Annotated in this window: 24 protein-coding genes; 14 read left to right on the top strand and 10 right to left on the bottom strand. The window is 70.8% G+C overall.

Annotation, left to right across the window (positions count from 1 at the left end; translation table 11 throughout):
* Positions 1–2: 2 nt before the first annotated feature.
* The 4 genes from GSE44_RS20430 to ccmA form a co-directional block, all read right to left on the bottom strand.
* Positions 3–1,097 carry an alginate lyase family protein gene (locus GSE44_RS20430; RefSeq protein ID WP_159350683.1) on the bottom strand — a complete coding sequence of 365 codons (1,095 nt, stop codon included), beginning with the start codon at positions 1,095–1,097 and terminating at the stop codon, positions 3–5.
* Positions 1,098–1,167: 70 nt separating this feature from the next.
* The gene (locus tag GSE44_RS20425; RefSeq protein WP_159350682.1) at positions 1,168–1,593 is read right to left on the bottom strand and encodes a hypothetical protein; all 426 of its coding nucleotides are present in this window, start codon (positions 1,591–1,593) and stop codon (positions 1,168–1,170) included.
* A gap of 32 nt (positions 1,594–1,625) precedes the next feature.
* A complete protein-coding gene (gene ccmB, locus GSE44_RS20420; RefSeq protein WP_159350681.1) occupies positions 1,626–2,276 on the bottom strand; it encodes a heme exporter protein CcmB in 651 nt (216 codons plus the stop codon).
* The gene (ccmA, locus tag GSE44_RS20415) at positions 2,273–2,875 is read right to left on the bottom strand and encodes a heme ABC exporter ATP-binding protein CcmA (RefSeq protein WP_457852178.1); all 603 of its coding nucleotides are present in this window, start codon (positions 2,873–2,875) and stop codon (positions 2,273–2,275) included. The genes ccmB and ccmA overlap by 4 nt, the downstream gene beginning before the upstream one ends.
* A gap of 113 nt (positions 2,876–2,988) precedes the next feature.
* On the opposite strand from ccmA, the gene acnA reads away from it, so the two are divergent.
* The 3 genes from acnA to GSE44_RS20400 all read left to right on the top strand — a co-directional run bounded on the left by acnA (position 2,989) and on the right by GSE44_RS20400 (position 7,503).
* Entirely contained in the window at positions 2,989–5,694 is a 2,706-nt protein-coding gene (acnA, locus tag GSE44_RS20410) for an aconitate hydratase AcnA (RefSeq protein WP_159350679.1), read from the top strand.
* 133 nt (positions 5,695–5,827) lie between these two features.
* Positions 5,828–6,745 (top strand): diacylglycerol/lipid kinase family protein, encoded by a 918-nt coding sequence (locus GSE44_RS20405; protein WP_159350678.1) that lies wholly within the window; start codon positions 5,828–5,830, stop codon positions 6,743–6,745.
* Positions 6,742–7,503 carry a metallophosphoesterase family protein gene (locus GSE44_RS20400; RefSeq protein WP_159350677.1) on the top strand — a complete coding sequence of 254 codons (762 nt, stop codon included), beginning with the start codon at positions 6,742–6,744 and terminating at the stop codon, positions 7,501–7,503. The genes GSE44_RS20405 and GSE44_RS20400 overlap by 4 nt, the downstream gene beginning before the upstream one ends.
* A 31-nt stretch (positions 7,504–7,534) precedes the next feature.
* Here GSE44_RS20400 and GSE44_RS20395 read toward each other — a convergent pair whose 3' ends face one another.
* A complete protein-coding gene (locus GSE44_RS20395) occupies positions 7,535–8,749 on the bottom strand; it encodes an MFS transporter (RefSeq protein WP_159350676.1) in 1,215 nt (404 codons plus the stop codon).
* Positions 8,750–8,831: 82 nt separating this feature from the next.
* On the opposite strand from GSE44_RS20395, the gene GSE44_RS20390 reads away from it, so the two are divergent.
* The 5 genes from GSE44_RS20390 to GSE44_RS20370 all read left to right on the top strand — a co-directional run bounded on the left by GSE44_RS20390 (position 8,832) and on the right by GSE44_RS20370 (position 14,505).
* On the top strand, positions 8,832–11,753 hold the full coding sequence (locus GSE44_RS20390; protein WP_235924992.1) for a helicase-related protein: 2,922 nt from the start codon (positions 8,832–8,834) through the stop codon (positions 11,751–11,753).
* Between the two features lie 10 nt (positions 11,754–11,763).
* Entirely contained in the window at positions 11,764–12,057 is a 294-nt protein-coding gene (locus GSE44_RS20385; protein WP_159350675.1) for an RNA-binding S4 domain-containing protein, read from the top strand.
* Positions 12,058–12,199: 142 nt separating this feature from the next.
* Complete coding sequence (fdxA, locus tag GSE44_RS20380; protein ID WP_159350674.1) at positions 12,200–12,532, top strand: ferredoxin FdxA; 333 nt, start codon at positions 12,200–12,202, stop codon at positions 12,530–12,532.
* Positions 12,533–12,813: 281 nt separating this feature from the next.
* Positions 12,814–13,803: a CarD family transcriptional regulator gene (locus GSE44_RS25850; RefSeq protein ID WP_235924991.1), complete on the top strand. Its 990-nt coding sequence runs from the start codon at positions 12,814–12,816 to the stop codon at positions 13,801–13,803.
* A gap of 75 nt (positions 13,804–13,878) precedes the next feature.
* Positions 13,879–14,505: an alpha/beta family hydrolase gene (locus GSE44_RS20370; protein WP_159350673.1), complete on the top strand. Its 627-nt coding sequence runs from the start codon at positions 13,879–13,881 to the stop codon at positions 14,503–14,505.
* 83 nt (positions 14,506–14,588) lie between these two features.
* Here GSE44_RS20370 and GSE44_RS20365 read toward each other — a convergent pair whose 3' ends face one another.
* Positions 14,589–15,386: a Bax inhibitor-1/YccA family protein gene (locus GSE44_RS20365; protein WP_159350672.1), complete on the bottom strand. Its 798-nt coding sequence runs from the start codon at positions 15,384–15,386 to the stop codon at positions 14,589–14,591.
* Between the two features lie 271 nt (positions 15,387–15,657).
* The gene (locus GSE44_RS20360) at positions 15,658–17,046 is read right to left on the bottom strand and encodes a CoA transferase (protein WP_159350671.1); all 1,389 of its coding nucleotides are present in this window, start codon (positions 17,044–17,046) and stop codon (positions 15,658–15,660) included.
* 114 nt (positions 17,047–17,160) lie between these two features.
* Between GSE44_RS20360 and GSE44_RS20355 the strand changes: the two genes are divergently transcribed.
* Positions 17,161–17,664, top strand: a complete 504-nt coding sequence (locus tag GSE44_RS20355) for an AAA family ATPase (RefSeq protein WP_159350670.1) — start codon at positions 17,161–17,163, stop codon at positions 17,662–17,664.
* An 8-nt stretch (positions 17,665–17,672) separates the two neighbouring features.
* On the opposite strand, the gene GSE44_RS20350 is transcribed toward GSE44_RS20355, so the two are convergent.
* Together GSE44_RS20350 and GSE44_RS20345 are read right to left on the bottom strand one after the other, a co-directional pair.
* The gene (locus GSE44_RS20350; protein WP_159350669.1) at positions 17,673–20,189 is read right to left on the bottom strand and encodes an ABC transporter permease; all 2,517 of its coding nucleotides are present in this window, start codon (positions 20,187–20,189) and stop codon (positions 17,673–17,675) included.
* A complete protein-coding gene (locus GSE44_RS20345) occupies positions 20,186–20,932 on the bottom strand; it encodes an ABC transporter ATP-binding protein (RefSeq protein ID WP_159350668.1) in 747 nt (248 codons plus the stop codon). The genes GSE44_RS20350 and GSE44_RS20345 overlap by 4 nt, the downstream gene beginning before the upstream one ends.
* A gap of 109 nt (positions 20,933–21,041) precedes the next feature.
* On the opposite strand from GSE44_RS20345, the gene GSE44_RS20340 reads away from it, so the two are divergent.
* The 5 genes from GSE44_RS20340 to GSE44_RS20320 are packed head-to-tail and all read left to right on the top strand — an operon-like array spanning position 21,042 to position 24,471.
* On the top strand, positions 21,042–21,590 hold the full coding sequence (locus GSE44_RS20340; RefSeq protein ID WP_235924989.1) for an arylesterase: 549 nt from the start codon (positions 21,042–21,044) through the stop codon (positions 21,588–21,590).
* Between the two features lie 6 nt (positions 21,591–21,596).
* Positions 21,597–22,133, top strand: coding sequence for an RNA 2',3'-cyclic phosphodiesterase (gene thpR, locus GSE44_RS20335; RefSeq protein WP_159350666.1), 537 nt, complete (start codon positions 21,597–21,599; stop codon positions 22,131–22,133).
* Between the two features lie 21 nt (positions 22,134–22,154).
* On the top strand, positions 22,155–22,865 hold the full coding sequence (cobB, locus tag GSE44_RS20330; protein WP_159350665.1) for a Sir2 family NAD+-dependent deacetylase: 711 nt from the start codon (positions 22,155–22,157) through the stop codon (positions 22,863–22,865).
* A 56-nt stretch (positions 22,866–22,921) separates the two neighbouring features.
* Positions 22,922–23,491 carry a uracil-DNA glycosylase family protein gene (locus tag GSE44_RS20325; RefSeq protein ID WP_159350714.1) on the top strand — a complete coding sequence of 190 codons (570 nt, stop codon included), beginning with the start codon at positions 22,922–22,924 and terminating at the stop codon, positions 23,489–23,491.
* Entirely contained in the window at positions 23,428–24,471 is a 1,044-nt protein-coding gene (locus tag GSE44_RS20320; protein WP_159350664.1) for a hypothetical protein, read from the top strand. The genes GSE44_RS20325 and GSE44_RS20320 overlap by 64 nt, the downstream gene beginning before the upstream one ends.
* Before the next feature lie 222 nt (positions 24,472–24,693).
* Here GSE44_RS20320 and GSE44_RS20315 read toward each other — a convergent pair.
* The coding region (locus GSE44_RS20315; protein ID WP_159350663.1) for an IS256 family transposase at positions 24,694–25,371 on the bottom strand (678 nt) is incomplete at its 5' end.

Below are 25,371 nucleotides of genomic sequence, written 5' to 3'. Positions count from 1 at the left end.
CGTCAGCCCTTCCACCACCCCGTGATCCCGCCGCCCAGCCAGGGATCGGCATAGGGGCGGAAGGGCGCGAGCGCCTCGTCGGACTCCGGGTCCGGCATGGCGATGGCGGCGATCTCCAGGCCCGGGGCCATGCGGAGCGGCGGCTGGTCGCCCAGCCAGGGATCCACCTGATCCACGCCCGCGATCGCCGCCATGCGCGCGGGATCGCGGGCGGCGGCGAGGCAGAGATCCCGCAACCGGCGATAGGCCGCGCGCTCCGGATCGCTCAGCGCGATGCCATTGGCGGAAGCCAGCCGCTCCAGCGCCGCGACGGCGTCCAGCGCGGCGAGGTGGTAGTGCAGCGCCATCGCCTTGCGCGCGACTTCCTGCGGCAGCGCGCCGCGCTCATCCACCTGGGCAAGCTGCGCCCGGAGCCGCGTGACGCCCCAGTCCAGCAACCCGCGGTCCCCGGCGGCGATCCCGGCCGCCGCCACGGCCAGCCCTGCCCAGGCCGCTTCGTTGTTCCGCGTGTCGCTGATCAGCGCCTCCGACTTACGCTCGTAATGCGGCCGCACGGCCCGCGCGACCTCGCCCAGCCAGCGTCCTGTCCGGCCGAGCCGCACCGGGTCGAGTCCCGGCGCCTCGCGGATCGCGAGGCGGGAGAGCGCCGCCCCGGCCAGGGCGCGCTTGCGGTGATACCCGCCCTCCCGGTTGAAGGCGCCCAGCAGCGCCTCGTTCCGCGCCCAATGGTCCAGCATGGCCAGCACGCAGGTCGCGGCCCCGGACTCACCCTTGCGGCGCCGCTCCACCGCACTCTGGACGGCGGCGAGCCATTCCAGAAGGGGGCGCGCCGCCTCGGCATCGGCCCGCATCCGCTTGGGGTCAGGGCGGGAAAAGGCGGGGTCGAGATAGAAGCCCAGGCCTTCCAGGTTCCGCACCGGCGCGGGCGCCGCCTCGCAGGCGGGGGCGGGGCCGGAAGCGTCGGGAAGCGGCTTGAAGGGGCCAGCCAGCGGCCGGGGGGCAGCCGTTGGCCGGGGGGCACTACGCCGCGCCGGCTGCGCCTGGGCGCGGACGGCGGCAGGCGCGAGCAGGAGGGCGAGGATCAGGCTGCGGCGCATCTCTCTAGTCTGGCCCGACCATCCCGATCCGTCAGCCCGGTGCGCGGCATCAGCCCTGCGGAACTGCCCGTCAGCCTTCCGGCCAGCCTTCGGGGAACAGCGGCAGAGCGCCGCTATCCTCCCGCCGGCGCCGGTTGCGGGCAGCCTCGGCGGAGCGGTGGCGCAGCAGCTCGTCCAGCAGCCGGTCCATGGTCTGCCAGAGCGGTTCGTTCCCCTGGCGCTCCTTCATCACCAGCGCATGGGCGGCGAGCGTCACGTTCAACGTGCCGCGTGTCGTCTCTGGCCGCGGCATCCGCATCTGAACGAGGGCCTTCTCCACCTCCTCCACGGGCGCACCGATAGCCTCTGCGATCTGCGCGGGCTCATGGCCCGCGCGGCGCAGGCGGCGTGCCTCGTCGCGCTGGCGCGGCGGCAGGTCGATCGCGGGACGAAGGGCTACCGTCCGGCGCGACATCTCGCCCGAGCCGGAGCCGGGCGGCTTTCCCTTGAAGGCCATGCGCTATCTAACGCCGGAAAGGGGGGCGCGATTCAACCCTCACGCAGCGCGGCCCCGGCGGCGAGCGGCGCCAAAGGCAGGGCGGCGGCCAGGAAGGCGCCCAGCAGCAGCAGGAAGGGGCGGGATTCGGCGCCTGCGGCGGCCGCCTCGATGGCCCCGGCGGCGAAGATCACCACCGGCACGGCCAGCGGCAGCACCAGCAGCGGCAGCAACACCCCGCCCCGCCTTGCGCCCAGCGTCAGCGCAGCGCCGAGCGTGCCGAGCAGGGACAGGATGGCGGAGGCCAGCGCGAGCGCCAGCATCGCGATGCCCCAGGCCTCCGTCGGCAGGGCCAGCAGCGCCGATGCGACCGGCGTGGCGACCAGCAGCGGCAGCCCGGTCACTGCCCAATGCGCCGCCGTCTTGGCCGCCGCCAGTCCGGCCGGCGGCAGCCCTGCGGTCAGCAGCAGGTCCAGCGAGCCGTCCTCCGCCTCGGCGGCGAAGAGCCGGTCCAGCGGCAGCAGCGCGGCCAGCAGCGCCGCCGTCACCAGCGCGCCGGGCGCCAGCCGCGCCAGCGCTTCGGGCGACGGCCCGACGCCGAAGGGAAACAGCGCGCAGACGATGACGAAGAACAGCACCGCCGCCAGCGCTTCGGCCGGGTGGCGCAGGGCCAGGCGTAATTCGCGGAGGAAGACGGCGATCAAGATGCCATCCCCAGGGCGAGTTCCCGCGCATCCGGCAGGGGCAGCGGCAGATGGGTGGCGGCCAGCACGATTCCGCCCCGCGCCCGGTGCGCTGCCAGCAGCCCGCCCAGCCGAGTGACCGAGGCCGAGTCGAGCCCCAGCGTTGGCTCGTCCAGCAGCCAGAGCGGCGCGTCGCCGAGGGTGAGCCGCGCCAGCGCGAGCCGCCGCCTCTGCCCGGCCGAAAGCGTCCGGCATGGCAGCCCGGCCAGGGCCGAAAGCCCCAGCGCGGCCAGAGCCGCATCGGGATCTCCGCCGCGCAGCCGCGCCCAGAAGGCCAGGTCCTCGCGCGGCGTCAGCGCCGGCTTGATCGCATCCTGATGGCCGAGATAGCGGCTGCGGGCGCCATGGGCCGCGGCATCTTCGGCCAGATCCACCCCGTCCCAGGCCACGCGCCCGGCCGCCGGGCGCAGCAGCCCGGCCAGCACGCGCAGCAGGGTGGACTTGCCCGCGCCGTTGGGCCCGAGCAGCAGCAGCGCTTCCCCCGGTGCGGCCCGCAGGGACAGCCCCGCGAAGACCACTCGCCCGCCGCGCCGCGCGGCCAGATCATCCGCCGCCAGCACGCCTGCCATTACCCGCTGTCATGCCCCCGGAACCGGCCTCGCCCCTGGACCGGAAACCCTCGCCATGCTTCAAGCTGCCCGGAAATTCAAGCATCCGCGGGGAATTGCGACGCATGAGCAAGAACGGTCAGGACACCCTCAAGACCCGGCGCACCCTGTCGGTCGACGGCAAGACCTACCATTACTTCTCGATCCCCGAGGCCGCGAAGGCGCTCGGCGCCGATTTCTCCCGCCTCCCGAACAGCCTGAAGGTGCTGCTCGAGAACGTCCTGCGCTTTGAGAACGGCGGCACCTACAAGGTGGATGACGCCAAGGCCATCGCCGGCTGGCTTGAGAAGGGCCAGTCCGACCGGGAGGTCCCCTTCCGCCCCGCGCGCATCCTGATGCAGGACTTCACGGGCGTCCCCGCCGTGGTGGACCTCGCCGCCATGCGCGACGGCATGCTGAAGCTCGGCGGCGACCCGCAGAAGGTGAACCCGCTGGTCCCCGTGGACCTCGTGATCGACCACTCCGTCATGGTGGACGTCTCCGGCACGCCGGACGCCATGAAGAAGAACGTGGACCTCGAATACCAGCGCAATGGCGAGCGCTACGAGTTCCTGCGCTGGGGCCAGGAAGCCTTCGACAACTTCCGCGTCGTTCCTCCCGGCACCGGCATCTGCCACCAGGTGAACCTGGAATACCTCGCCCAGGTGGTGTGGACGAACACCGACGCCGGCGACACCTACGCCTATCCCGACAGCTGCTATGGCACGGACAGCCACACCACCATGGTGAACGGCCTTGGCGTGCTCGGCTGGGGCGTCGGCGGCATCGAGGCTGAGGCCGCGATGCTCGGCCAGGCCATCGCCATGCTCATCCCCGACGTGATCGGCTTCAAGCTGACCGGCAAGCTGAAGGAAGGCGTCACCGCGACCGACCTCGTGCTGACCGTCACCCAGATGCTCCGCAAGAAGGGCGTGGTCGGCAAGTTCGTGGAGTTCTACGGCCAGGGCCTGACGCACCTGCCCGTCGCCGACCGCGCGACCATCGGCAACATGGCCCCGGAATACGGCGCCACCTGCGGCTTCTTCCCGGTGGACGAAGCGACGCTGGGCTATCTCCGCCTCTCCGGCCGCGAGGAGCACCGCATCAGCCTCGCCCGCGCCTATGCCCAGGCCCAGGGCATGTGGCGCGACAACACCACCCCCGACCCGGTCTTCACCGACACGCTGGAGCTGGACCTCTCGACGGTCGTGCCCTCCATGGCCGGCCCGAAGCGCCCGCAGGACAAGGTGGTGCTTACGGAGATCTCCACCTCCTTCGCCAAGGAGCTGCCGAACCTCGCAGTCCAGGGCGCCCCGCCGCTCGGCTCCCGCGTGCCGGTGTCCGGCGCGAATTACGACCTCGGGCATGGTGACGTGGTGATCGCCGCCATCACCTCCTGCACCAACACCTCCAACCCCTATGTCCTCGTCGCCGCCGGTCTGGTGGCGCGCAAGGCGCGGGCCAAGGGACTGGCGCCGAAGCCCTGGGTGAAGACCTCCCTCGCCCCCGGGTCGCAGGTGGTCACCGATTACCTGAACGCCTCCGGCTTGCAGGCCGATCTGGACGCGCTGGGCTTCCAGACGGTCGGCTATGGCTGCACCACCTGCATCGGCAATTCCGGCCCGCTGGCCGATCCGATCGTGGATGCCATCGAGGACCACAAGCTGGTCGCCGCCTCGGTGCTCTCGGGCAACCGCAACTTCGAGGGCCGCGTGCATCCGAACGTGCGCGCCAACTACCTCGCCTCTCCGCCGCTGGTGGTCGCCTATGCGCTCGCCGGCACGATCACGAAGGACATCACGACCGAGCCGCTGGGCACGGGCAGCGATGGCCAGCCCGTCTATCTGAAGGACGTCTGGCCGGAGCAGTCGGAGATCAACGAGGTCGTTCACCGCGTCCTGACGCGCGAGATGTTCCAGTCCCGCTATGCCGACGTCTTCAAGGGCGACGAGCATTGGCAGGGCATCAGCGTCGAGGCGGGCAGCGACACCTATCGCTGGAACTCGGGCTCCACCTATGTCCAGAACCCGCCCTATTTCGAGGACATCTCGCCCGAGCCGAAGCCGATCACCTCGGTGCATGGCGCGCGCGTCCTGGCGGAGCTGGCGGACAGCATCACCACCGACCACATCTCCCCGGCCGGCTCCATCAAGAAGGCCTCGCCCGCCGGCGAGTACCTGCTCGAGCACCAGGTTCGCCAGAACGACTTCAACAGCTACGGCGCCCGCCGCGGCAACCACGAGGTCATGATGCGGGGCACCTTCGCCAACATCCGCATCAAGAACGAGCTGGTGCCGGGCATCGAGGGCGGCATTACCAAGCACTTCCCCTCCGAGGAGGTGATGCCGATCTACGACGCGGCCATGAAGTACAAGGCCGAGGGCGTACCGCTGGTGATCTTCGGCGGCAAGGAATACGGCACCGGCTCCTCCCGTGACTGGGCGGCCAAGGGCACCATGCTGCTGGGCGTGAAGGCGGTGATCGCCGAGAGCTTCGAGCGCATCCACCGTTCCAACCTGGTCGGCATGGGCGTGCTGCCGCTGGTCTTCCGCCCGGGCGAGGACCGCAAGACCCTCGGCATCACCGGCCAGGAGACCATCGACATCCTTGGCCTCGAGAACCTCAAGGCCCGCATGATGCTCGACGTGGTGATCCATCGCCCGGACGGCACCGAGACCCGCACCCAGGTGCAGTGCCGCGTCGATACGGCCGACGAGGTCGAGTACTACAAGCAGGGCGGCATCCTGCACTACGTGCTGCGCTCCATGGCGGGGGTGAAGGTCGCGGCTTGATCCGCGCACCTCGCGACGGCATCGAAGGGGGGCGCGGGCCGCAGGGTCCGCGCCCCCTCTTCGTTTCCGCCGCAACCCTTCCTCTCACCCCCGCGTTCGGCCGCCGCGGACGAGGGGCCAGGGCATCGATGAAATGACGCGGGCCGTCCTGGTGATGAACAACCGCGCGGGCACCTTGGCCGGGCGGCCGGAACTACCTGCGCTGATCGTGGCGGCATTGCGCGATTCCGGCTTCGACCTCACCGTCATCGGCGAGGATGCGGCCTCCAGCATGGGCGGCCGGGTGGAGGCCGCCCTCGCCACCGATGCGCCGGTGGTGATCGTGGGCGGCGGCGACGGAACCATCCGGGGCGTGGCGGCGCGGCTGGCCAATACCGGGCGGGTGCTCGGCGTTCTGCCGCTTGGCACCCTCAACCTGCTGGCCCGTGACCTCGGCTTTCCGCTCGACCCGCTGGAGGCCGCCTACGCCCTCGGCCGCTCCGCGCCGTGCACCATCGATATGGGCGAGGTGAACGGCTCGATCTTCCTCTGCCAATCCGTGATCGGCGTTCCCAACGCCATCAACCGCCATCGTGAGCGCTATCGCGGCAACAAGAGCTGGCGTGCCCTGTTCCGTCTGGTGGTTGCCGGCATCCGGGCTCTGCTGCGGCACCGCCCGCACCGGCTGATGATCAATGCCCCCGGCTGGGAGAAGCCCTGGCGGATCTGGACCCGCGCCCTATCCGTGGTGAACAACGGCTATGAGGAAGGGGCGGGGCTGATGTTCCACCGCTCCCGCCTCGATAGCGGCTTGCTCTACCTCTACGTCACCCGCACCTTCTCCATCGGTTGGTCGGCGAAGATGCTGCTGGCCATGGCGCTGGGCTTCTGGAAGCGGCTGCGCGAGGTCGAGATCCTCTCCGGCCCCGCCTTCACCATCCATTCCCGCCGCAAGCGGCTACGGGTGCTGAATGATGGGGAGCCCTCCGTCCTGCGCACACCGCTCCACTACACGCTGCGCCCGCGCGCGCTGCTGGTTCTGGCCCCACCACTGGAGGGCACCGCCGGATGAGGGTGATCGACCACATCTCCGACCTGCATTTCTGCCGCGTGGACCAGCGCGCCGCCGATGCGCTCCTCGCGCGGCTCAACGCCGATCCCGCACATCTCGTGGTGGTCAGCGGCGACCTGACCATGCGCGCCCGCCGGCGCGAATACCGGGCCGCCCGCGCCTTCCTGGACGGGTTGCAGATGCCCTGGCTCGCCGTCCCGGGGAACCACGACATCACCGCCTACTATCCGTGGGAACGCTTCCTCGATCCCTTCGGCCGCTGGCAGGCCATGATCGCCCCGGACACCGAGCCGATGTTCGAAGACGAGGAGATCCAGGTGATCGGCCTCAACACCGTCTCGCGCGGCGGGATGCACCTGCAATGGGAGAACGGTAACATCCCCCGCGCCGGGCTGCTGCGCGTGCTGCGCCGCCTGCGCCGGCTGCCGGAGGGCCCCTTCCGCATCGTCGTCGCGCACCACCCCTTCCTCGCCCCGCCGGAGCAGCCGAGCACGCCTCTGGTCGGGCGCGGGGAACGCGCGCTCCGCGACCTAGTGCGCGGCGGGGTGCGGCTGGTGCTCTCGGGGCACCTGCATGTTGGTTTCTACAACACGCACGCCATCACGGCGGAGGAAGGCGACAGCCTGACGGTCCTCCAAGCGGGCTCGGCCACCTCCACGCGGCTGCGGGGGGAGCCGAATGCCTATAACCGGGTGACCGTGGAGAATCGTCGCGCGCGGTGGACGGCCTATCACTGGGACGGGGAGGCATGGCGCTGAACGCCTCCCGCAGGCGCCACTTCAGCCAGCCTCATCGCCCCGCTCGCCACCACCAGGCAACCGGCACGGCCAGGGCGCAGAGCACCGCCATGGCCAGAAAGGCACCGCCTTCCACCCGCGCATAGAACCACCCGGCCAACAGCATCGAGAGGGCCAGCGCGCCGGTGTTGCCGATCGCCGCGTGCAGGCTCTGCGCCGCCAGCCCCTCGCCGGGCGGGGCATTGGCGGAGAGCCAGCGCATTGCGCCCATGTATTGCGCGCCGAAGGTGATGGCATGCAGTGCCTGCAGCGGCACCAGCGCCCAAAGCTCGGTGGTGAAGGCCAGCGCCGTCCAGCGGACCAGGCCCGCCCCCGCCGCCAGGAACATCAACTCGCGCGGGGAGAGCCGCCCGAGCAAAGGGCGCGCCCAGAAGAAGAGCAGCACCTCCGCCAGCACGCCCTCGGCCCAGAGGAGGCCGATCGCCTCGGGGGAATGCCCCGCGCGGGCCCAATGGATGCTGGAGAAGCCATAATAGGCGGCATGGCTGCCCTGGATCAGCCCGGTGATGGCGACCAGCCGGGCGAAGCCCGGGCGCCGCAGCAGGTGCAGGGCGAAAAGGCTGCGCAGCCCGCCCCCGGCCGCCCGGCCTCTGGCTACTGGGCCACTCGTTGCCCGGCTCGCGGCGGCCAGCCCGGGGCGGGGCAGCGACCAGGCGGCGGCGATGGCGGTGACGTAGCAGGCAGCCAGCAGCCAGGGCACGGCGGCATAGCCCGCCCAGCTTGCCATGGCGCCCGCCCCAGCCGCGCCCAGGATGAAGGCCACCGACCCCGCCGACCGCACCCGCCCGTAATCCGCCCCTGCCCGCCGCGTGGCCGCGAGGGTCATCGCCTCCCCCAGGGGGCTCAGCGGCGCCATGGCGGCGGCGAAGAGGAGTTGCACGGCCAGCACCGCCCAGAATCCCTGTGCCGGCAGGAAAAGCGGCGCCGCCAGGGCTGCGACGGCGGCGCAGGGAACCAGCACCATCCGGCCATCGCCCAGCCGGTCCGCCACCCGGCCCAAAGCGGGGCTGACGAGAAAGCGGATCAGCGATCCCGCAAACAGGATTTGCGCCACCGCTTCCGGGCCCATCCCCTTTCCCGCGAGGAAGGGGGGCAGGAAAGGCATCGCCACCCCCACCCCCAGGAAGCTGGTGGCCAAGAGGGCGGCGAAGCGCGCCATCGATGGGGCTGGAGGGGCGGATGAAGGCGTGGGGAGCGGATCGGTCATCGTTCTGGCCGCGGGGCGCGATAGCCTCCCGCCAGCCTATGTGCTTGCCAAGCCCAACGGAGGGCGCCACACGTCCCCGCAGATGAGCCCCATCTCAAACCGCCAGATGTTCCCGTCCCGGGTAAAGGCCGTGCTCGGCCCTACCAATACCGGCAAGACGCACCTGGCTATCACCCGGCTGCTGGCCCATTCCAGCGGCATCATCGGCTTCCCGCTGCGCCTGCTGGCACGCGAGAACTACGATCGCATGGTCGCGGCCAAGGGCGAGAAGAACGTCGCCCTCATCACCGGCGAGGAAAAGATCATCCCGCCCGGCGCCAAATGGTTCGCCTGCACCGTGGAGGCGATGCCGCTGGACCGGCAGGCCGAATTCGTCGCGGTCGACGAAATCCAGCTCTGCGCCGATGCCGATCGCGGTCACGTGTTCACCGACCGCCTGCTGAATGCGCGCGGTCTGGTCGAGACCATGTTCCTTGGCGCCGAGACGATCCGCCCCCTGCTGCAGCGCCTGGTGCCGCAGGCGGAGGTGGATAGCCGTCCGCGCCTGTCGCAGCTCACCTATGCCGGTCCGGCGCGGTTGACGCGCCTGCCGCCGCGCAGCGCCGTCGTCGCCTTCTCCGCCGGCGAGGTCTACGCGATCGCCGAAGCCATCCGCCGCCGGCGCGGCGGCTGCGCGGTGGTGATGGGCCGCCTCTCGCCTCGCACGCGCAATGCACAGGTCGCGCTCTACCAGAACCGCGAAGTGGATTTTCTCGTGGCGACCGATGCAGTCGGCATGGGGCTGAACATGGATGTCGACCATGTCGCCTTTGCCGGGTTGCAGAAGTTCGACGGCCACCGCCCCAGGTTGCTGACGGCTCAGGAGGCGGCGCAGATCGCCGGCCGCGCCGGCCGCGGCATGCGGGACGGCACCTTCGGCGTCACCGCCGACTGCCCGCCGCTAGCCGATGATTTCGTCAACAAGATCGAGGGCCATCGCTTCGAGCCGCTGACCACCCTCGCCTGGCGCAACAGCAACCTCGACATGCGGAGCATCGACGCGCTGCTGGACAGCCTGGCCCAGCCGCCGCCCTTCCAGGGCTTGGCGCGCGGCAACGACGCGACGGACCACATCACGCTCGAGGCCCTGTCCCGCGAGCCCGAGATCCGCCGCCTGGCGGATTCACGCGCCCGCCTCCGCCTGCTCTGGGAGGCCTGCCAGATCCCGGACTTCCGCAAGCTGGCCGATGAGAGCCACACACGTTTCTGCGCGCGCGTCTTCCAGCACATCGCGCAGGATGGCACGCTGCCGACGGACTGGGCCGCTTCCCAGATCAACTATCTCGACAACACCGAGGGCGATCTCGACACGCTGATGGCCCGGCTTGCCGGCATCCGCACCTGGACTTATGTCGCCGCCCGCGCCGACTGGCTGAAGGACGCAACTGCCATGCAGGAGGCCGCCCGCGCCGCCGAGGATCATGTCTCCGACGCGCTGCACGAACGCCTGACCGCCCGCTTCGTGGACCGCCGCGCGGCCCACCTGATCCGCAAGCTCGACGAAGGCGAGGATGATCTCGTCTCCGCGGTGGCGCGGAACGGCGAGGTCGTTGTGGAAGGCCATCCGGTCGGCCATGTGAAGGGCTTCGTCTTCGAAACCCTCGCCGATGCCGAGGACGAGGAGGAGCGCAAGGTCATGCTCCGCGCCGCCCGCCGGGCGCTGCGCGAGGAGATGCCGCGCCGCGTCACCGCCATCGAGGCCGCGCCGGATGAGGCTTTCGCCCTCACCAAGTTCCAGCGCATCACCTGGAAGGCCGAAGGCGAGGACGAGGCGGCCGAGGTCGCCAAGCTCAAGCCCGGCACCACGCCCGAGAAGCCGGTGATCGAGCCGATCGATTCCGAGTTCATCGACAGCGCCCAGCGCGACCGCATCCGCGCCAAGCTGGCCACCTGGTTCGATGCCCTGGTCGCGCGCGACTTCGCCCCGCTGATCGAGGCCGAGGCCAAGGCCGCCGAGGATGCCGAGTTGCGCGGCCACCTTTTCCGCCTGCGCGAATTCCTGGGCCTGCTGCCCGGCGGCACTGAGCGCGAGATCAATCCGGAACTGCGCGGCAAGCTGAAGGCCATTGGCGTCCGCGCCGGCCGCTTTGCCCTCTACATCCCCGAGATGCTGAAGCCGCGCCCGATGGCGCTGCGCGCGCAGCTCTGGGCGCTGAAGGCGAATTCTGCGGTGCCGACCCTGCCTGGCGGCGGCCTCGTCTCCATCGTGCCGCCGCGTGAATGGCCACGCGGCTTCGCCGCCACCATGGGCTGGGTCCAGGCTGGCCCGGCGCTGGTACGGCTCGACGTCGCCGAGCGCATCGCGGGCGAGCTGGGCCACCTGACCCGCCGCGCCCCCGCCGCCCTGCCGGTGGATGTGGCCAGCCGCCTCGGCGCCAAGGCCGACACCCTGCCGGCGGTGCTGAACGCCCTCGGCTTCCGCCTGGTGGCACCGGAGCCGCTGCCGGAGGGTACCTTCGGCCCTGCCGCGCCGCAGCTCGTCGCCGCGCGCCGTGAGGACGGACATCGTCAGCGCGGCGGCCAGGACCGCCGCGAGCGCAACCACCCCCGCCGCGATGGCGCGCCGGCCGAAGCCTCGCCTGTGGAAGCCACCCCCGAAAGTGCCGAGGCCGTACCAGCCGAAGGCGCCGCCCTGGCCGAGCCCCAACCGGATGCGCCCCGCGAGACGCGCGATTCCCGCCCCAACCGCGGTCCCCGGCGCGACGACCGACAGGGCAACCGCCCTGGGAACCAGGATCGTGGCCCGAACCGCAACCAGGATCGCGGTAACCGCGAGGGCGGCTCGCCGCGCAGCGGCCAACGTGCCGATGGCGCGCGCGGCGGCTATCAGGGCGGCCCCCGCCGGGATCGCCGGGACGAGGGCGCCCCCCAGCCGCGCCCGGTCTTCGAGCCCCGCCGCGACAAGGGCCCGGATCCCGACAGCCCCTTCGCCGTGCTTGCGGCGCTGAAGCTCGGAAAGAGCTGACAGCGCCGCCGTGGCGGAGGCGGAGGACAGGGACTGGCAGCGCCTCGACAAGTGGCTCTGGTGCGCCCGCCTGTCCAAGACACGCTCGGCCTGCGCGGCGCTGGTGGAGCGTGGCGCGGTCCGGCTGAACCGGCAGCCCGTGGACAAGCCCCATGCACGGCTTCGGCCGGGTGACGTGCTGACCCTGGCGATCGGCGGGGCCGAGCGTGGCGTGGTGAAGGTATGGCGCGTGCAGGCCCTTGCGGACCGTCGTGGGCCGCCTGCCGAGGCGCGCGGCCTCTATGAGGAGATCGGCGACAGCTGATCCCTCGCGCCCGGCGCGATTTTGCCCATCGCGCCCGGCGCGATGCAGCCCACCGAATCCCTCGCTTGCATGGCGCGCGCGTCCGGTCCATCTGCGGGCGCAGGGCGCCATTGCGTCCGCCGGGCCGTGAAGGGGCGTGAACGTGACCTACGTCGTCACTGAGAACTGTATTCGCTGCAAGTATATGGACTGCGTCGAGGTGTGTCCGGTGGACTGCTTCTATGTCGGCGCGAACATGCTGGTGATCCATCCGGACGAATGCATCGACTGCGGCGTCTGCGAGCCCGAATGCCCGGCCGAGGCCATCTTCCCCGACAGCGACGACCGCGCCACCGAATGGGCCGAGCTGAACCGCACCTATGCGGCCCAATGGCCCAACATCTCCCGCAAGGGGGAGCCGCCGCCGGATGCGAAGGAATGGGACGGCAAGCCCGACAAGTCGAAGCTGTTCGATCCGGCCCCCGGAGAATCCTGAGCCCTGCAATCGGAGCCCGCGCGGGCTTCAAACCTTGGCCGTCGGGCCGCGTTGCCCCATCGGTCGCGGTGGCGTGACCGGATCGCCGTTTCGTGGTAGGGTTCCTGCCGGAACGCAATTGCCCGTGCCCGGCCATGATGGCCAATACGGGGATTCGTCGCGCCACACGGTATGGGCGGTCCCGGCGGGACCCGGGGCGCTAAGGCGCCTGTCCCGTCCAGCGACCGGCCGGAGACCATCCGGTCCGCAAGGACGGCGCCACAGGAATCGCGGAGAGCACCATGAAGGCACCCGCCGGAACGACGGCCCCCAAGACGCAGACCGCGCCGAAGCCCGGGGCGAAGACCGCGCAGCCCAAGCCCATGGCGACCGAGCGCAAGACCGAATCCATGAAGACACCCGCCGCCGAGGCACCAGAGAAGGCTGCCGAGAAGGCTACGGCATCGAAGGCCGAGCCCAAGGCCGCGCCGGCCAAGGCACCCGCCGCCAAGCCCGGCGTGCCGCCCCAGGCCGGGACCGAGCAGGCTGCAAACCCAGCCCCCCAGACGAAGTTGAAGGCCGCCGCGGCGCGCAACGATGCGCCCGCACGGTCAGAGGCGCCGCCCAAGGCCGAGCCCGCCCCGAAGGCGGCCGCCGAGCCGCCGCGCCCCGCCGCCCGCCCCGGCCTCGCAGAGGCCCAGGCCCCGGTCCCCGCCATGCCAGCACCGACACCACCTGAGCCCATCATCCAGGCCCCCGTCCGGCCTGCCCCGCCACCCAAGCCACTCGGCAATGCAGGGAAGGACTTCAAGGCCGGCGACCACGTCGTCTATCCCACCCATGGCGTCGGCCAGGTGCAGGGGATCGAGGAGGTGCCGGTCGCCGGCGTGACCCTCAAGGTGATCGTTGTCACCTTCGAGGAGAACCGGATGACCCTGAAGGTCCCGATGGCCAAGGCGGCCTCCTCGGGCCTGCGCAAGCTCGCCTCCGAGAAGGTGATGGGCGAGGCGATGGAGACGCTGCGCGGCCGCGCCCGCATCAAGCGCACCATGTGGTCTCGCCGCGCGCAGGAATACGAGCAGAAGATCAACTCCGGCGACCCGATCGCGATCGCCGAGGTGGTGCGCGACCTGCACCGCAATGCGGGCCAGCCGGACCAGTCTTTTTCCGAGCGGCAGATCTACGAGCTGGCGCTGGACCGGCTCGCTGCCGAGGTCGGCGCGCTGGACCGGACCGACAAGGCGGCGGCGACGCAGAAGCTGCTCGACCACCTCAAGACCATCGAGAAGTAGCGCCTCGGCGCCGCACGGGCCGCCCGCCGATGGCGGGCGGCCCGTGTCGTTTCATGGCCATCCGTGACCAATCGAATGTATTCCCGCGAAGCACCGCGCGGCCAGGCCTCTGGGGCGGAGCGGACCTTCCTCTTCCTCGGTGGCGACTCCCATCCGAAGGATGCATCGATCGGGAAGATCCTCCGCGCCGGGCTGGTTCGCCCCGGCGACCGCTTCCTGGACCAGCAGGAGCTTCTGGATCGCTACAACGGCGGGGCATGGACCCCGAAGCCGGCACACCGCTTGGCGATGCTGGAGCGAGCGCTCGATGATCTCGGCAAGGCTCCGGAGCGGGTGGTGCTGCTCGGGCGGTCTTCTGGCGCAAGAGCGGCGACGCTGCTCGCAGCCGATGGCGTGCTCTGGCACCGGGCGGGCGCCCTGGTGTGCCTGGGCTACCCCTTCCGCCATCCGAACCGTCCGCTGAAGCGGCAGCGCTTCCTGCACCTCTTCCGCGTCGGGCTGCCGACGCTGCTCTTCCAGGGTAATCGCGATCCCTATGGCGGGAGCCGCGTCGCCGACGAGCATCTGCTCTCCCCGGCGATCGAGCTGGAATTCATCGACGCGATCCATGACCTGCGCCTGCCGCCACCCGCTTGGGAGGCGGTGCTGGACCGCATCCGGCGCTTCCTGACGGAGAACCTCCGTTCCGCGCCCACTGCCTGAACAGGCCCGACTGCGGTGAGGCGCCCAAAGAAAAACCCCGGGGATCGCTCCCCGGGGTCCGTTTCGTCCAACTGTCCGCCCGATTACTCGGACTGGTTGCGGACGCCCATGAACTGCAGCAGCAGCTGGAACAGGTTCACGAAGTTCAGGTACAGGCCCAGCGCGTCCATGACGGAACGCTTGCCCGCCTCATCGGTACCCTCTGCGTAGGAGTGCTCGATGTAGTCATTCTTGATCCGCTGCGTGTCATAGGCGGTGAGGCCCGTGAACACGACGACGCCGATCACGCTGATCGCGAACTGCAGCGCCGAGCTGCCGATGAAGGCGTTGACCAGGCCGGCGATGAGGATGCCGATCAGGCCCATCATCAGGAAGCCGCCCATCCGCGTCAGGTCGGCATTCGTGGTGTAGCCGTAGAGGCTGACAGCCGCGAACATGCCGGCCGTGACGAAGAAGGTGCTGGCGACCGAGGCGCCCACATAGACGACGAAGATGTTCGCCATGCTGGCGCCCATCGCGACGCAGAAGGCCCAGAACAGCGCCTGCGTCGTGCCCTTGGACAAGCGGTTCAGTCCGAAGGACAGCACCAGCACGAAGGCCAGGGGCGCGAAGATCGCGGCGAAGCCGAGGATGGTCGGCTGGGTTGCCAGGCCGCGCGGGGTACGCACCACCTGGAAGAACAGCTCGGCCAAGCCGGTGTTCGCGATCACATAGGCGGTGATGGCCGTCAGGGCGAGGCCGGACGCCATCCAGTTGTACACGCGCAGCATATAGGCGCGCAGACCGGCATCGAGCGTCGCGGCATCGGTGGCGGCGCGGCCCATCGGCTGCGTCCAGGCGGACGAGCCGCGCTGGAATCGGTTGTCGGGACCGAAAGCCATGGGTTTGAGAACTCCTCCTGGGAAGGGCGGATGCCAACTTCCCTCAGTGCAGATATATGGACTTCTTGTAATCCGAATCAAGCGGCAACCCGGCCGTAAGCCTACCGTAAGGTGAGGCCACTTCCTTTATCCAGCCTCCGCCACGGCGGAGAGCGCCCGTCCGGAGCGGCTTCCGCACCGCGGCAGCTTGGCAACCGCCCCATCCGGCAGAAGATCGCACTGGTGCCCTTCACGCAAGTTTCAGAAAGGAACACGGCCAGGTGGTAGCCGCCTAGCTCCAACGCGCCGTATCCGTGCCGAGTGGCACGGCCGGCCGGGACCAGCCGGCAGGGGTTTCCGCCAGGATGGCGGCATGGCGAACGGCGGAGATGCGGCCGAAGGGGGTCGCCGTCTCCTCCATCAACCTGGGCTCGGGGCCTGGGGCCGGCGCAGCGAAGCCATCCGCCACGCGTCCCAGTCCCCGCAGCCACAAGCCGGTGCGGGCCAGCGAGATCTGGACATGCCAGCTTCCCCCCTCCTCCGCCCGGCGCATCAAGGCGGCGAGGGCGCCGAGCGCCATGAAATAGCCCGCGGCATGGTCCAGCGCCTGACAGGGCAGCGGCTTCGGCTGGCCGGGCAGACCCGCCGCCTCGGCCTCCGCTGCGTTGAAGCCGCTGGCGGTCTGCACCAGGGAGTCGAAGCCCCGCCGCGCGGACCAGGGACCGAGCCGCCCATAGGCGGAGAGGGAGACGCAGACGATGCCCGGCCGCAGCGCGGCCACCTCCTCTGGCCCGAAGCCGCGCGCCGCCAGGGCGCCGGGGCGGTAGCCCTGGGTGAAGAGGTCGGCGCTCCGGATCAGGTCGCGCAACACCTCCCGCCCCTCCTCCTTCCGCAGGTCCAGCGCGGCGGAGCGCTTCCCGCGCCCGGTATCGACGACCAGCGTCGGGATGGACGGAAGATGCGGCCCGGTGACCAGCATCACCTCCGCCCCATGTGCCGCCAGCGCACGCCCGGAGACCGGCCCGGCGATGATTCGGGTCATTTCCAGGGCGCGCAGCCCGGCAAGGGGCCGGTCCGCCCCGGGCGGAAGGGGCTCCGGCGGGGCATCGCCGATTCGGGTGATCTCGATCAGGGGCAGCGCCGCCACAGCCTGTCCTTGCGGATGCGCGTCCCATTCTCCGAAGTCGCGCATTATCGCGGCGGGCAGGCCGGCGGAGGCGGCGGCCTCGTCCAGCCGGCGCGCCTCCCATCCCTCCAGCGCGCGGGCCACGGAGGCGCGGTCGTAACCGGCGCCGAGCAGCGCCAGGAATCCATCCCGGTGATGCGGAAAATTGGTGTGGATGCGTACCCAGCGGCCATCCCCGCAGCGATAGGCGCCGGCGATGGCATCCCAGCCCTCTCCCATCGGGGCATCGTCCACACGAAGGAGTTGCTCGCTCCTGAACTCGGTGAGCGCGTGGCACATCTCCACGGAAACGGCCTGCGCCCGGCCGGTACGGCGGCGATGGATCTCCGCCGCGGCCAGCCCCACCGCGCCGATCGCGGCGGTGGCAGCCGTGCCCAGATGAAAGGAGGAGGGCAGGACCGGGTCCGCACCGCTCAGCCGCGCATGGTCCAGCGCGTCCGGCGCAAGGCTGGCGGAGCGCCAGAGGTCGGACAGGGCAGTGGCGGGCGTTGTCATGGTGGAAGGCGAGCACGGCCATGCGCCGCCCAGCAACCGACTCCCGGCACTCCTGCCATCGCCCGGGGGCATGCTTCCAGATAACCTCCGCCCCGCCCCATTGCTGGAGCGCGCATGCTCATCGTGTTCAGCGGCCTTCCCGGCACCGGCAAGACCACCCTGGCCCGCGCGATCGCGGCGGAGCGCGGGGCGACCTGGCTGCGCATCGATGCGATCGAGCAGGCGCTCCGCGCCTCCGGCGCGCTGGCTGGCGGCGTAGGGCCGGCCGGCTACATGGTCGGCTATGCGCTGGCCGAGGCGAATCTGCGCCTCGGCCAGGCGGTGGTGGCCGATTCGGTGAACCCGCTCGGCATCACCCGCGCCGCCTGGCGTGCGGTGGCGGCGCGCGCCGGCGTGCCATGCCTGGAAATCGAGCTGGTATGCGCCGACGCCACCGAGCACCGCCGCCGGGTCGAAAACCGCGAGGCCGACCTGCCCAACCATGTCCTGCCCCGCTGGGAAGAGGTGGTGCGCCACGACTACGAGCCATGGAACACGCCGTGCCTCCGCATCGACACCGCGGGCCGCTCGGTTCCGGACGCTCTGCAGGTCCTGCGGGACACCATCGCCGCAGGGTGAACAAGCCGCTACTCGTTCCGCAGAAGCGGCGCCGCCTTCGCCCGCAGCGCCAGGGCCGTGCCCGCATAGCCCATGGCGAGCGTCAGCACGACGCAGAGGAGAATGGTCGCCGCCAGCGTGCCGGGCAGGAAGGTCCAGTCCGTCCGCATGACGAAGCGGGTGACGCCCCAGGAGGCTGCCGTGCCCGCCGCCGCCGCGACCAGCCCGGCCACCAGGCCGAGCAGTCCGAACTCCACCAGCCAGGCGCGCCGGATCTGCGAGCGGGAGGCGCCCAGCGTCTTCAGCACCACCGCGTCCCGGATGCGCCGCCGCTGCCCGGCCGCCACTGCCCCGGCCAGCACCAGCAGGCCCGAGACCAGGGTGAGCGCGCCGGTTGAGGACAGGGCCGTGCCGACCCGCTGCAGCAGCGCGGCCAGCGCGTCCAGCGCATCCCGCACGCGGATGCCGGTGACATTGGGGAAGGTGTCGGTCACCACACGCAGCAGCGCCGCATCCTGCGCCGGATCGCCGCGCACTGTAGCGATATGCGTGTGCGGCGCCGCCTGCAGCATGCCAGGCGAGGCGATCATCGTGAAGTTCAGGCCCAGCCCACGCCATTCGATGTCCCGGGTGGAGGTGACGCGGAGATCAACGTCGCGCCCCAGCACATTGACCGTAATGGTGGAGCCCAGCCCGGCGTTCCAGCCGCGCGCCAGCCGATCATCCAGCGAGACCAGCGGCTCTCCGGCGTAATCCGGGATCCACCAGCTTCCCTGCACGATGCGCGTGCCCTCGGGCGGCGTGGCGGCATAGGTCAGGCCGCGGTCTCCGCGGAGGGCCCAGCGCGTCTCCTCTGTGGCCTGCACCTGGTCCGCCGGCACACCGTTCACCGCCACGATGCGCGCTCGGAGGGAGGGCACGCGTTTCACCTCCGTCACCCCCGGCACGGCATGGGCAATGCGGTCGAACTCGGCGGCCTGATCGGATTGGATGTCGATGAAATAGAAGGAAGGGGCGGCGTCCGGCAGGCTTTCGGTGATCTGTTGGCGCAAATTGCCCTGGATGAGCGCGATGGCAGCCAGCGTCGTCAGCCCGATGCCAAGGGAAACCAGCATCAGCGCGGTCGGCGCCCCTGGCCTGTGCAGGTTGGCCAGCCCCAGTCGCAGGGAGGGCCGCCGCTGCGCCGGAATACGCCGCGCCACGGCCTGCAGCCCGGCGGCGGCGAGGCGGAACAGCGCCAGCGTGCCCAGCGCGGCGCCGCAGAAGGCCAGGGCGAAGAAAGGCCGCTCCGCCGTGCTCACCACCAACGCCACCAGCAGAATCACCGCCGCCGCATTCGCCAGGAGCAGCCCGAAGCGCGGCCGGGCGCCCGGCTGGGGCTGCACATTGTCCCGGAACAGGGCGGCGCCGGGGATATCCCGCGCGCGGCCGAGCGGCCAGAGCGCGAAGGCCAGTGCCGTCAGCAGCCCATAGGCGGCGGCGAGGGCGAGCGGCAGTGGATAGATGCCCAGCCGCGGCGGCACGGGAAGCGCCCCGGCCAGGGCCTCGGCCCCCGCCCAGGTCAGCGCATATCCGCCGAGCAGCCCGATCGCGATGCCGAGCACCGCCAGGGCCAGGACCTGGATGAGATAGGTGGCGAAGATCGCACCCGCGGGCGCGCCGAGGCAGCGCAGCGTGGCGATGGTCCGCCCCCGCTGCTCCAGCCAGGAACGCACCCCTGTGGCGACGCCGATGCCGCCCACCAGCAGCGCCGTGAGCCCGGCCAGGACGAGGAAGGAGGCCGCCTGGTCAAGGAAGCGGTTCACCCCCGGCTGCCCCTGGGAGGCTTCGCGCAGGCGCCAGCCGCCATCCGCGAAGGGCTGGCCGCGCAGGGCCGCTGCCGCCGCGCGGCTGTCGGTGCCCGGCGGGAAGGCGGCGCGCAATTCATAGGTGACGAGGCTGCCGGGTTGGATCAGCCCCGCCGCGTCCAGGGCGGAGAGCGGGATCACGGCGCGCGGGCCGAGCACGGCGGGGCCGGCCACCTTGTCCGGTTCCTCCACCAGGGCGCCGCGATAGGCGAAGCGGCCATCGCCGATCCGCACCTCGTCCCCGGGCGAAAGATTCAGGCGCTGCGCCACCAGCGGGTCCATGGCCACAGGCGGCAGGCCGTTCGCCCCCTGCGCCAAAGGCCCCGGCGGGTCGAGCACCACGGCGCCATAGAGCGGATAGGCGTTATCCACCGCCTTCAGCTCCACCAGCGTGCGGTCGCCCGAAGGCGCGACGGCCATGGCCCGCATCGTCGTCACATCCGCGACGCGCCCGCCGCGCGCCTCGATCCAGGCGCGGGCCTCGGGCGGGAAAGGCCGGGAATTGGCGGCCACCACGTCGCCGCCCAGCAGCCGGGCGCCATCAGCCTCCAGCCCCGCCTCCACGGCGGCGCGCAGCGTGCCCACCGCCGCGATGGCGGCGACGCCGAGCGCCAGGCAGGCGAGCACGATGCGCAGCCCCTTCACCCCCCCGCGCAGCTCCCGCCGCGCGAGGCGCCAGCCCATGCGCCAGTTGCTCATGCCGCGGCCGCCGAGCGGTGCCGCGTGTCGGAGACGATCCGGCCGTCCTCCACCCGCACCTGCCGCTCGCAGCGCGCCGCGAGCGACGGATCATGGGTGATGAGGACAAGGGTGGTGGAAAAGCGCTCCCGCAGGCCGAAGAGAAGGTCCATCACCATCTCGCCGGTCGCGCGGTCGAGATTGCCGGTGGGCTCGTCGGCCAGCAGCAGGGCAGGCTCGGCCACGAAGGCGCGCGCCAGGGCCACGCGCTGCTGCTCGCCGCCCGAAAGCTGGCCGGGATAATGGGACAGGCGGTGGCCCAGCCCGACGGCGCGCAGCGCCTCGGCGGCGCGATCGAAGGCATCGGGATGGCCGGCGAATTCCAGCGGGATCGCCACGTTCTCCAGCGCGGACATGGTCGGAATCAGGTGGAAGGCCTGGAAGACGATGCCGAGGCTGTCGCGCCGGAAGCGGGCCAGCGCATCCTCGTCCAGCCCGGCCAGTTCCTCCCCCGCCACACGCAGCGTGCCGCCCGAGGGGCGTTCCAGCCCGGCCAGCAACATCAACAGGGATGTCTTGCCCGAGCCGGAGGGGCCGACGATGCCGACTGCCTCGCCCGGTGCCACCGACAAATCCACGCCCCTGAGGATGTTGACCTCACCTCCTGCCCCCACCACCCTGAAGGCGAGTGAGCGAGCGTCAATCAGGGGTGCAGCGGCCGTCACATCCGTGGCGGCCGGGGTCTGGGTCAGGGAATCCGGCATGAGGGCGAGATTGGGGCGCCGAGGCCTCCTGGGTAGGGGCACGGCGGGTTTCGTTGTGTGTCTGAACGGAACGGCTCTCGCCCAGCCAACGCGCCCGCTGCGCCTGCTGATGCTGGGGGACAGCATCACGGCCGCCTATGGCCTGGCCCGCGACCAGGGGCTTCCCGCCAGGCTGGAGGCCGCGCTCCGCGCCAAGGGCCGGCAGGTCACTGTGATCGATGCGGGGGTTTCGGGCGATACCACGGCCGGCGGCCGCTCCCGGCTCGACTGGGCGCTGGCGGACCGGCCGGATGCCGTGATCGTGGCGCTGGGCGGCAATGACGGGCTGCGCGGGGTCGATCCGCGGAGCAGCCGGGGGAATCTCAAGGCCATCCTGGAGGCGTTGAAGGCCCGGAACCTGCCCACCATGCTGGCCGGGATGCTCGCCCCCCCGAATCTGGGCGCCGATTACGGCCGGGAGTTCGCGGCGGTGTTCCAGGAGCTGGCGCGGGAGAATCCGGATGTCGTCTTCTATCCCTTCCTGCTGGATGGCGTCGCCGGCGAGGCGGCGCTGAACCAGCCTGACCGCATCCATCCAAACCCGCAGGGCGTTGAGGAGATCGTGCGTCGCATGACGCCCGCTGTCGAAGCGCTGCTGGACAAGGTGAGGCCCGCCTAGAACGACATGGTCCGGCTCTTCGTCGCATTGGCCCTGCCCGAGACGCTGCGGATGCAGCTCTCGATGCTGGCGGGCGGAATCCAGGGCGCCCGCTGGGTGCCTCCCGAGAACTACCACCTCACCCTCCGCTTCATCGGCGAGGTGGAGGGCTGGCGCGCGGATGAGGTGGACGAGGCACTCTCCGCCATCCGCTGCCGCCCCTTCGACCTGTGCTTGCGTGGCGTCGGCATCTTCGAAAAGGCGGGGAAGATCCAGACGCTCTGGGTCGGCGTCGAGAAGAACGACGGGCTGACGCATCTGCAATCCAAGATCGAGACGGCGCTGCAGCGCATGGGGATGGAGCCCGAACGCCGCCGCTTCGCGCCGCATGTCACCCTCGCCCGCACCGACCGGGCGCCGCCGGAGAAGCTCATCTCCTTCGTCCAGTCGCACAACCTCTTCCGCGCGCCGCCGGTGACGATGGAGCATTTCACCCTCTTCTCCTCGCGCCTGGGGAAGGAGAACCCGGTTTATGTGCCGGAGGTGGAGTATGAGCTTGCCTGAGCGGCCGGGCGGCGGAACGGCATGACGCCGCCGCGGATCGTCATCCTGACCGGCGCGGGGATCTCCCGCGAATCCGGCCTGCACACCTTCCGCGACCCGGACGGCATCTGGGCCCGCCACCGCATCGAGGATGTGGCCACGCCCGAGGCCTTCGCGCGGAATCCTGCGCTGGTGCAGGGCTTCTACAACGCCCGCCGCGCGCAGCTCCGCGATCCATCCCTGCACCCGAATGCGGCGCACGAGGCGCTGGCGGAGCTGGATGCGCGCTGGCCGGGTGACCTGCTTCTCATCACGCAGAACGTGGACAACCTGCATGACCGCGCCGGCTCGCGGCGCCTGATCCACATGCATGGCGAGATGGCGAAGGCGCGCTGCCTGCGCTGCGGCGTGGTGAGCGCGGCGGAGGGCGATCTCTCACCCGAGACGCCCTGCCCCGCCTGCGGCACCACGGGCGGCATGCGCCCGCATGTTGTGTGGTTCGGCGAGATGCCGCTGGAGATGGAGCGCATCGGCGAGGCGCTGGAGGCCTGCGACCTCTTCGTCTCCATCGGCACCAGCGGCGCCGTCTATCCCGCCGCCGGCTTCGTGCAGGAAGTGCGGCACCATGCGGACACGCTGGAGCTGAACCTGGAACCGAGCGAGGGCAGCCATCTCTTCGACGAGACGCGCCACGGCCCAGCGACCCAGCTCGTCCCTGCCTTCGTGAAGGACCTGCTGGCGAAGTGGGCGTGACCCAGCGTGGGGGACCGCCGCCGGGAGATCCCGGGCTTCCCGCCGATGCGACGCTGATGGAGGCGGCGAAGGCCGCGCATGCCTGCACGCTCTGCGCGCCGCATCTTCCGCTGGGTCCGCGCCCGATCCACCAGCTCCATCCGGAGGCGCGGCTGCTCATCACCAGCCAGGCGCCCGGCACCAAGGCGCATCTCTCGGGCATCCCCTTCGAGGATGCCTCGGGCGAGCGGCTGCGGGACTGGCTCGGCCTGGACAGGGACCGATTCTTCGACCCCCGCCAGGTCGCCATCCTGCCCATGAGCATGTGCTATCCCGGCCGCCTTCCGCGCGGCGGCGATGCGCCGCCCCGGCCGGAATGCGCACCGCTCTGGCATCCACGCATCCTGCCGCGCCTGGGGAATGTGCGGCTTCGGCTTTTGGTCGGGGCGCACGCCATCCGCTTCGTGTTGGGACCCGGGCTGCCACTGGCCGAACGGGTGGCGCGTTATGGCGATTCCCTGCCAACGCATTTCCCCTTGCCGCATCCCTCCTGGCGTACCCTGGTCTGGGCGAAGAGAAATCCATGGTTCGACACGCAGGTGATTCCCGCCTTGCGGCGGGAGGTCTCCCGGGCTCTGGCGGGCTGATCCGCAGCCTTCTGCTCCCGGCCGCACTGCTCGTTGGCACCGCGGCGCAGAGCGAGGGGCTGGACCGGCGGATGGCACTCGACTTTCTGGTGCAATCTGCCTGCCTCGATGAGACCGGGCAGCCCCTACCCGGTCGCCTGCCCTTCGAGCCGGGCTGCGAGAGGCGGCGCCCGGTTCGGCAGGGCGAAGCCCTTCCCTGGCGCAAGACCGACTGGCCTGCCTCGATCCACGCCGCCCAGCAGCCGCAAGGCTACATGGCCTCGGACGCGACGCGCGGGCAGGTGATGGGCCAGGAGGCGGCGATCCAGACCTTCGACTATGGTGGTGGCGAATACGCATTTGGCCGCCTCGACCCGAGCGCCGATGGTGGCCAGGTGGCCGTGCTGGACCGGAACGGCGCGGATCTGGCGGTGACGCAGGATGGTGCGCGGCCCGGCCAGTTGCAGTGGTTCCTTTCGCCCGGCTGCCGCTTCGGCGCGCCGCTCGCCGCGGGCTGGCTGATCTTCGGCGCCGAAATTCCGAATGGCCGCTGGGCGGAATCCGTCGCTCACCTGCGCATTGCGCCGGCACCCGATGCCTGCCCGAGCAACTTCTATACCGCCCTCACCCGCTGGCGGCGGGAGACGATGCCGGTTCCTATCCGCTTCCATGACGATGCGAGGATGCGCGAGGTGCCGATGGAGGTGATCCTGTCGGAGCATTTCGGCGGCGCCACCGTGCCGAAGGCCGGCCATCTCGAGCGTTTCTGGTATGCCCGCGGCCTCGGCATGGTGCGGTGGGAGCGATGGGAGGATCCCGCGCGCAACCCCCGCGTGGCGGAGCGCGCGACCTGGTTCGCGCAGACGCATCGCTGCATCCCCGTGCCCTTCTCGGAGCGTCCTGCGCCGGACTGGGCGATGGTGGATTGCCGCAGCTGGACGAATTTCCGCCGCGCCACGGCGGGCGAGACGATGCGCCCGATTCCCTGGCCGCCAGGCTGAAGCCTGGAGCATTCTCAGTTCGAGCGCGTCTTGTCCGAGGAGCGGATCGACGCTTCCGGTTCTCCGAGTGACTGAGCGAACCGAGAGTGGCACCGGCTCTGAGTCCGCCTACTAACGAAGCCAATTCTCTCTCTTGCATACCGGGCGTTGACTTGCCGCTCCGCTAAGATCGTGCCCCAGGACATGGTGTAGCAGCGTCGATCCCCGGCTGGTCCGAGGGTGTCAGGCTGCCACGCCTGGCAGACTGGCGCGGGGAGCGTCGCTGAGGACGGCCAGGCTTTCAAGGCTCATGTAGCGGCGGCTGACGGCCCATTCGTCATTCTGTTCGAGCATGAGGGCGCCGACCAAACGGATGACGGCCGCGGGATTTGGAAAGATGCCCACCACGTCCGAGCGGCGCTTAATTTCACCGTTGAGCCGCTCGAGCGGATTGGTGCTGGCGATCTGCGGCCAGTGCTCGCGTGGGAACGCCGAGTAGGCCAGGACGTCCTCACGCGCCACGTCCATCAACTCGGCCAGCTTCGGTACCCGCTCGCGCAGCGCGTCGGCCACGCTGTTCCACTGCGCCCGCGCCTCGGCTGCGGTCTCCTGGGCAAAGATGGTCTTGAGCATGGCGACCACGGCCGGGCGCTGCTTGGCCGGCCCATGCGCCAGGGCATTCCTCATCCAGTGAACGCGGCAGCGCTGGAGGCTGGCGTGGAACACCTTGCTGGCCGCGGCACGCAGGCCCTTGTGGTCATCCGCGATGACCAGCTTGACGCCGCGCAGGCCGTGATCAGCAAGGGAGCGCAGGAACCCCTTCCAGAACACCTCCGCCTCGGAGGCGCCCGTCGCCACGCCGAGTACCTCGCGCCGGCCATCCGTGTTCACGCCGACGGCGATTATCGTCGCCGTCGAGAG

The sequence above is a fragment of the Muricoccus harenae genome, from assembly GCF_009848505.1.
Lineage (GTDB): Bacteria > Pseudomonadota > Alphaproteobacteria > Acetobacterales > Acetobacteraceae > Roseomonas > Roseomonas harenae.
Note: the sequence above shows the minus strand (reverse complement) of the source record. Positions and strands in the feature narration are given on the sequence as shown.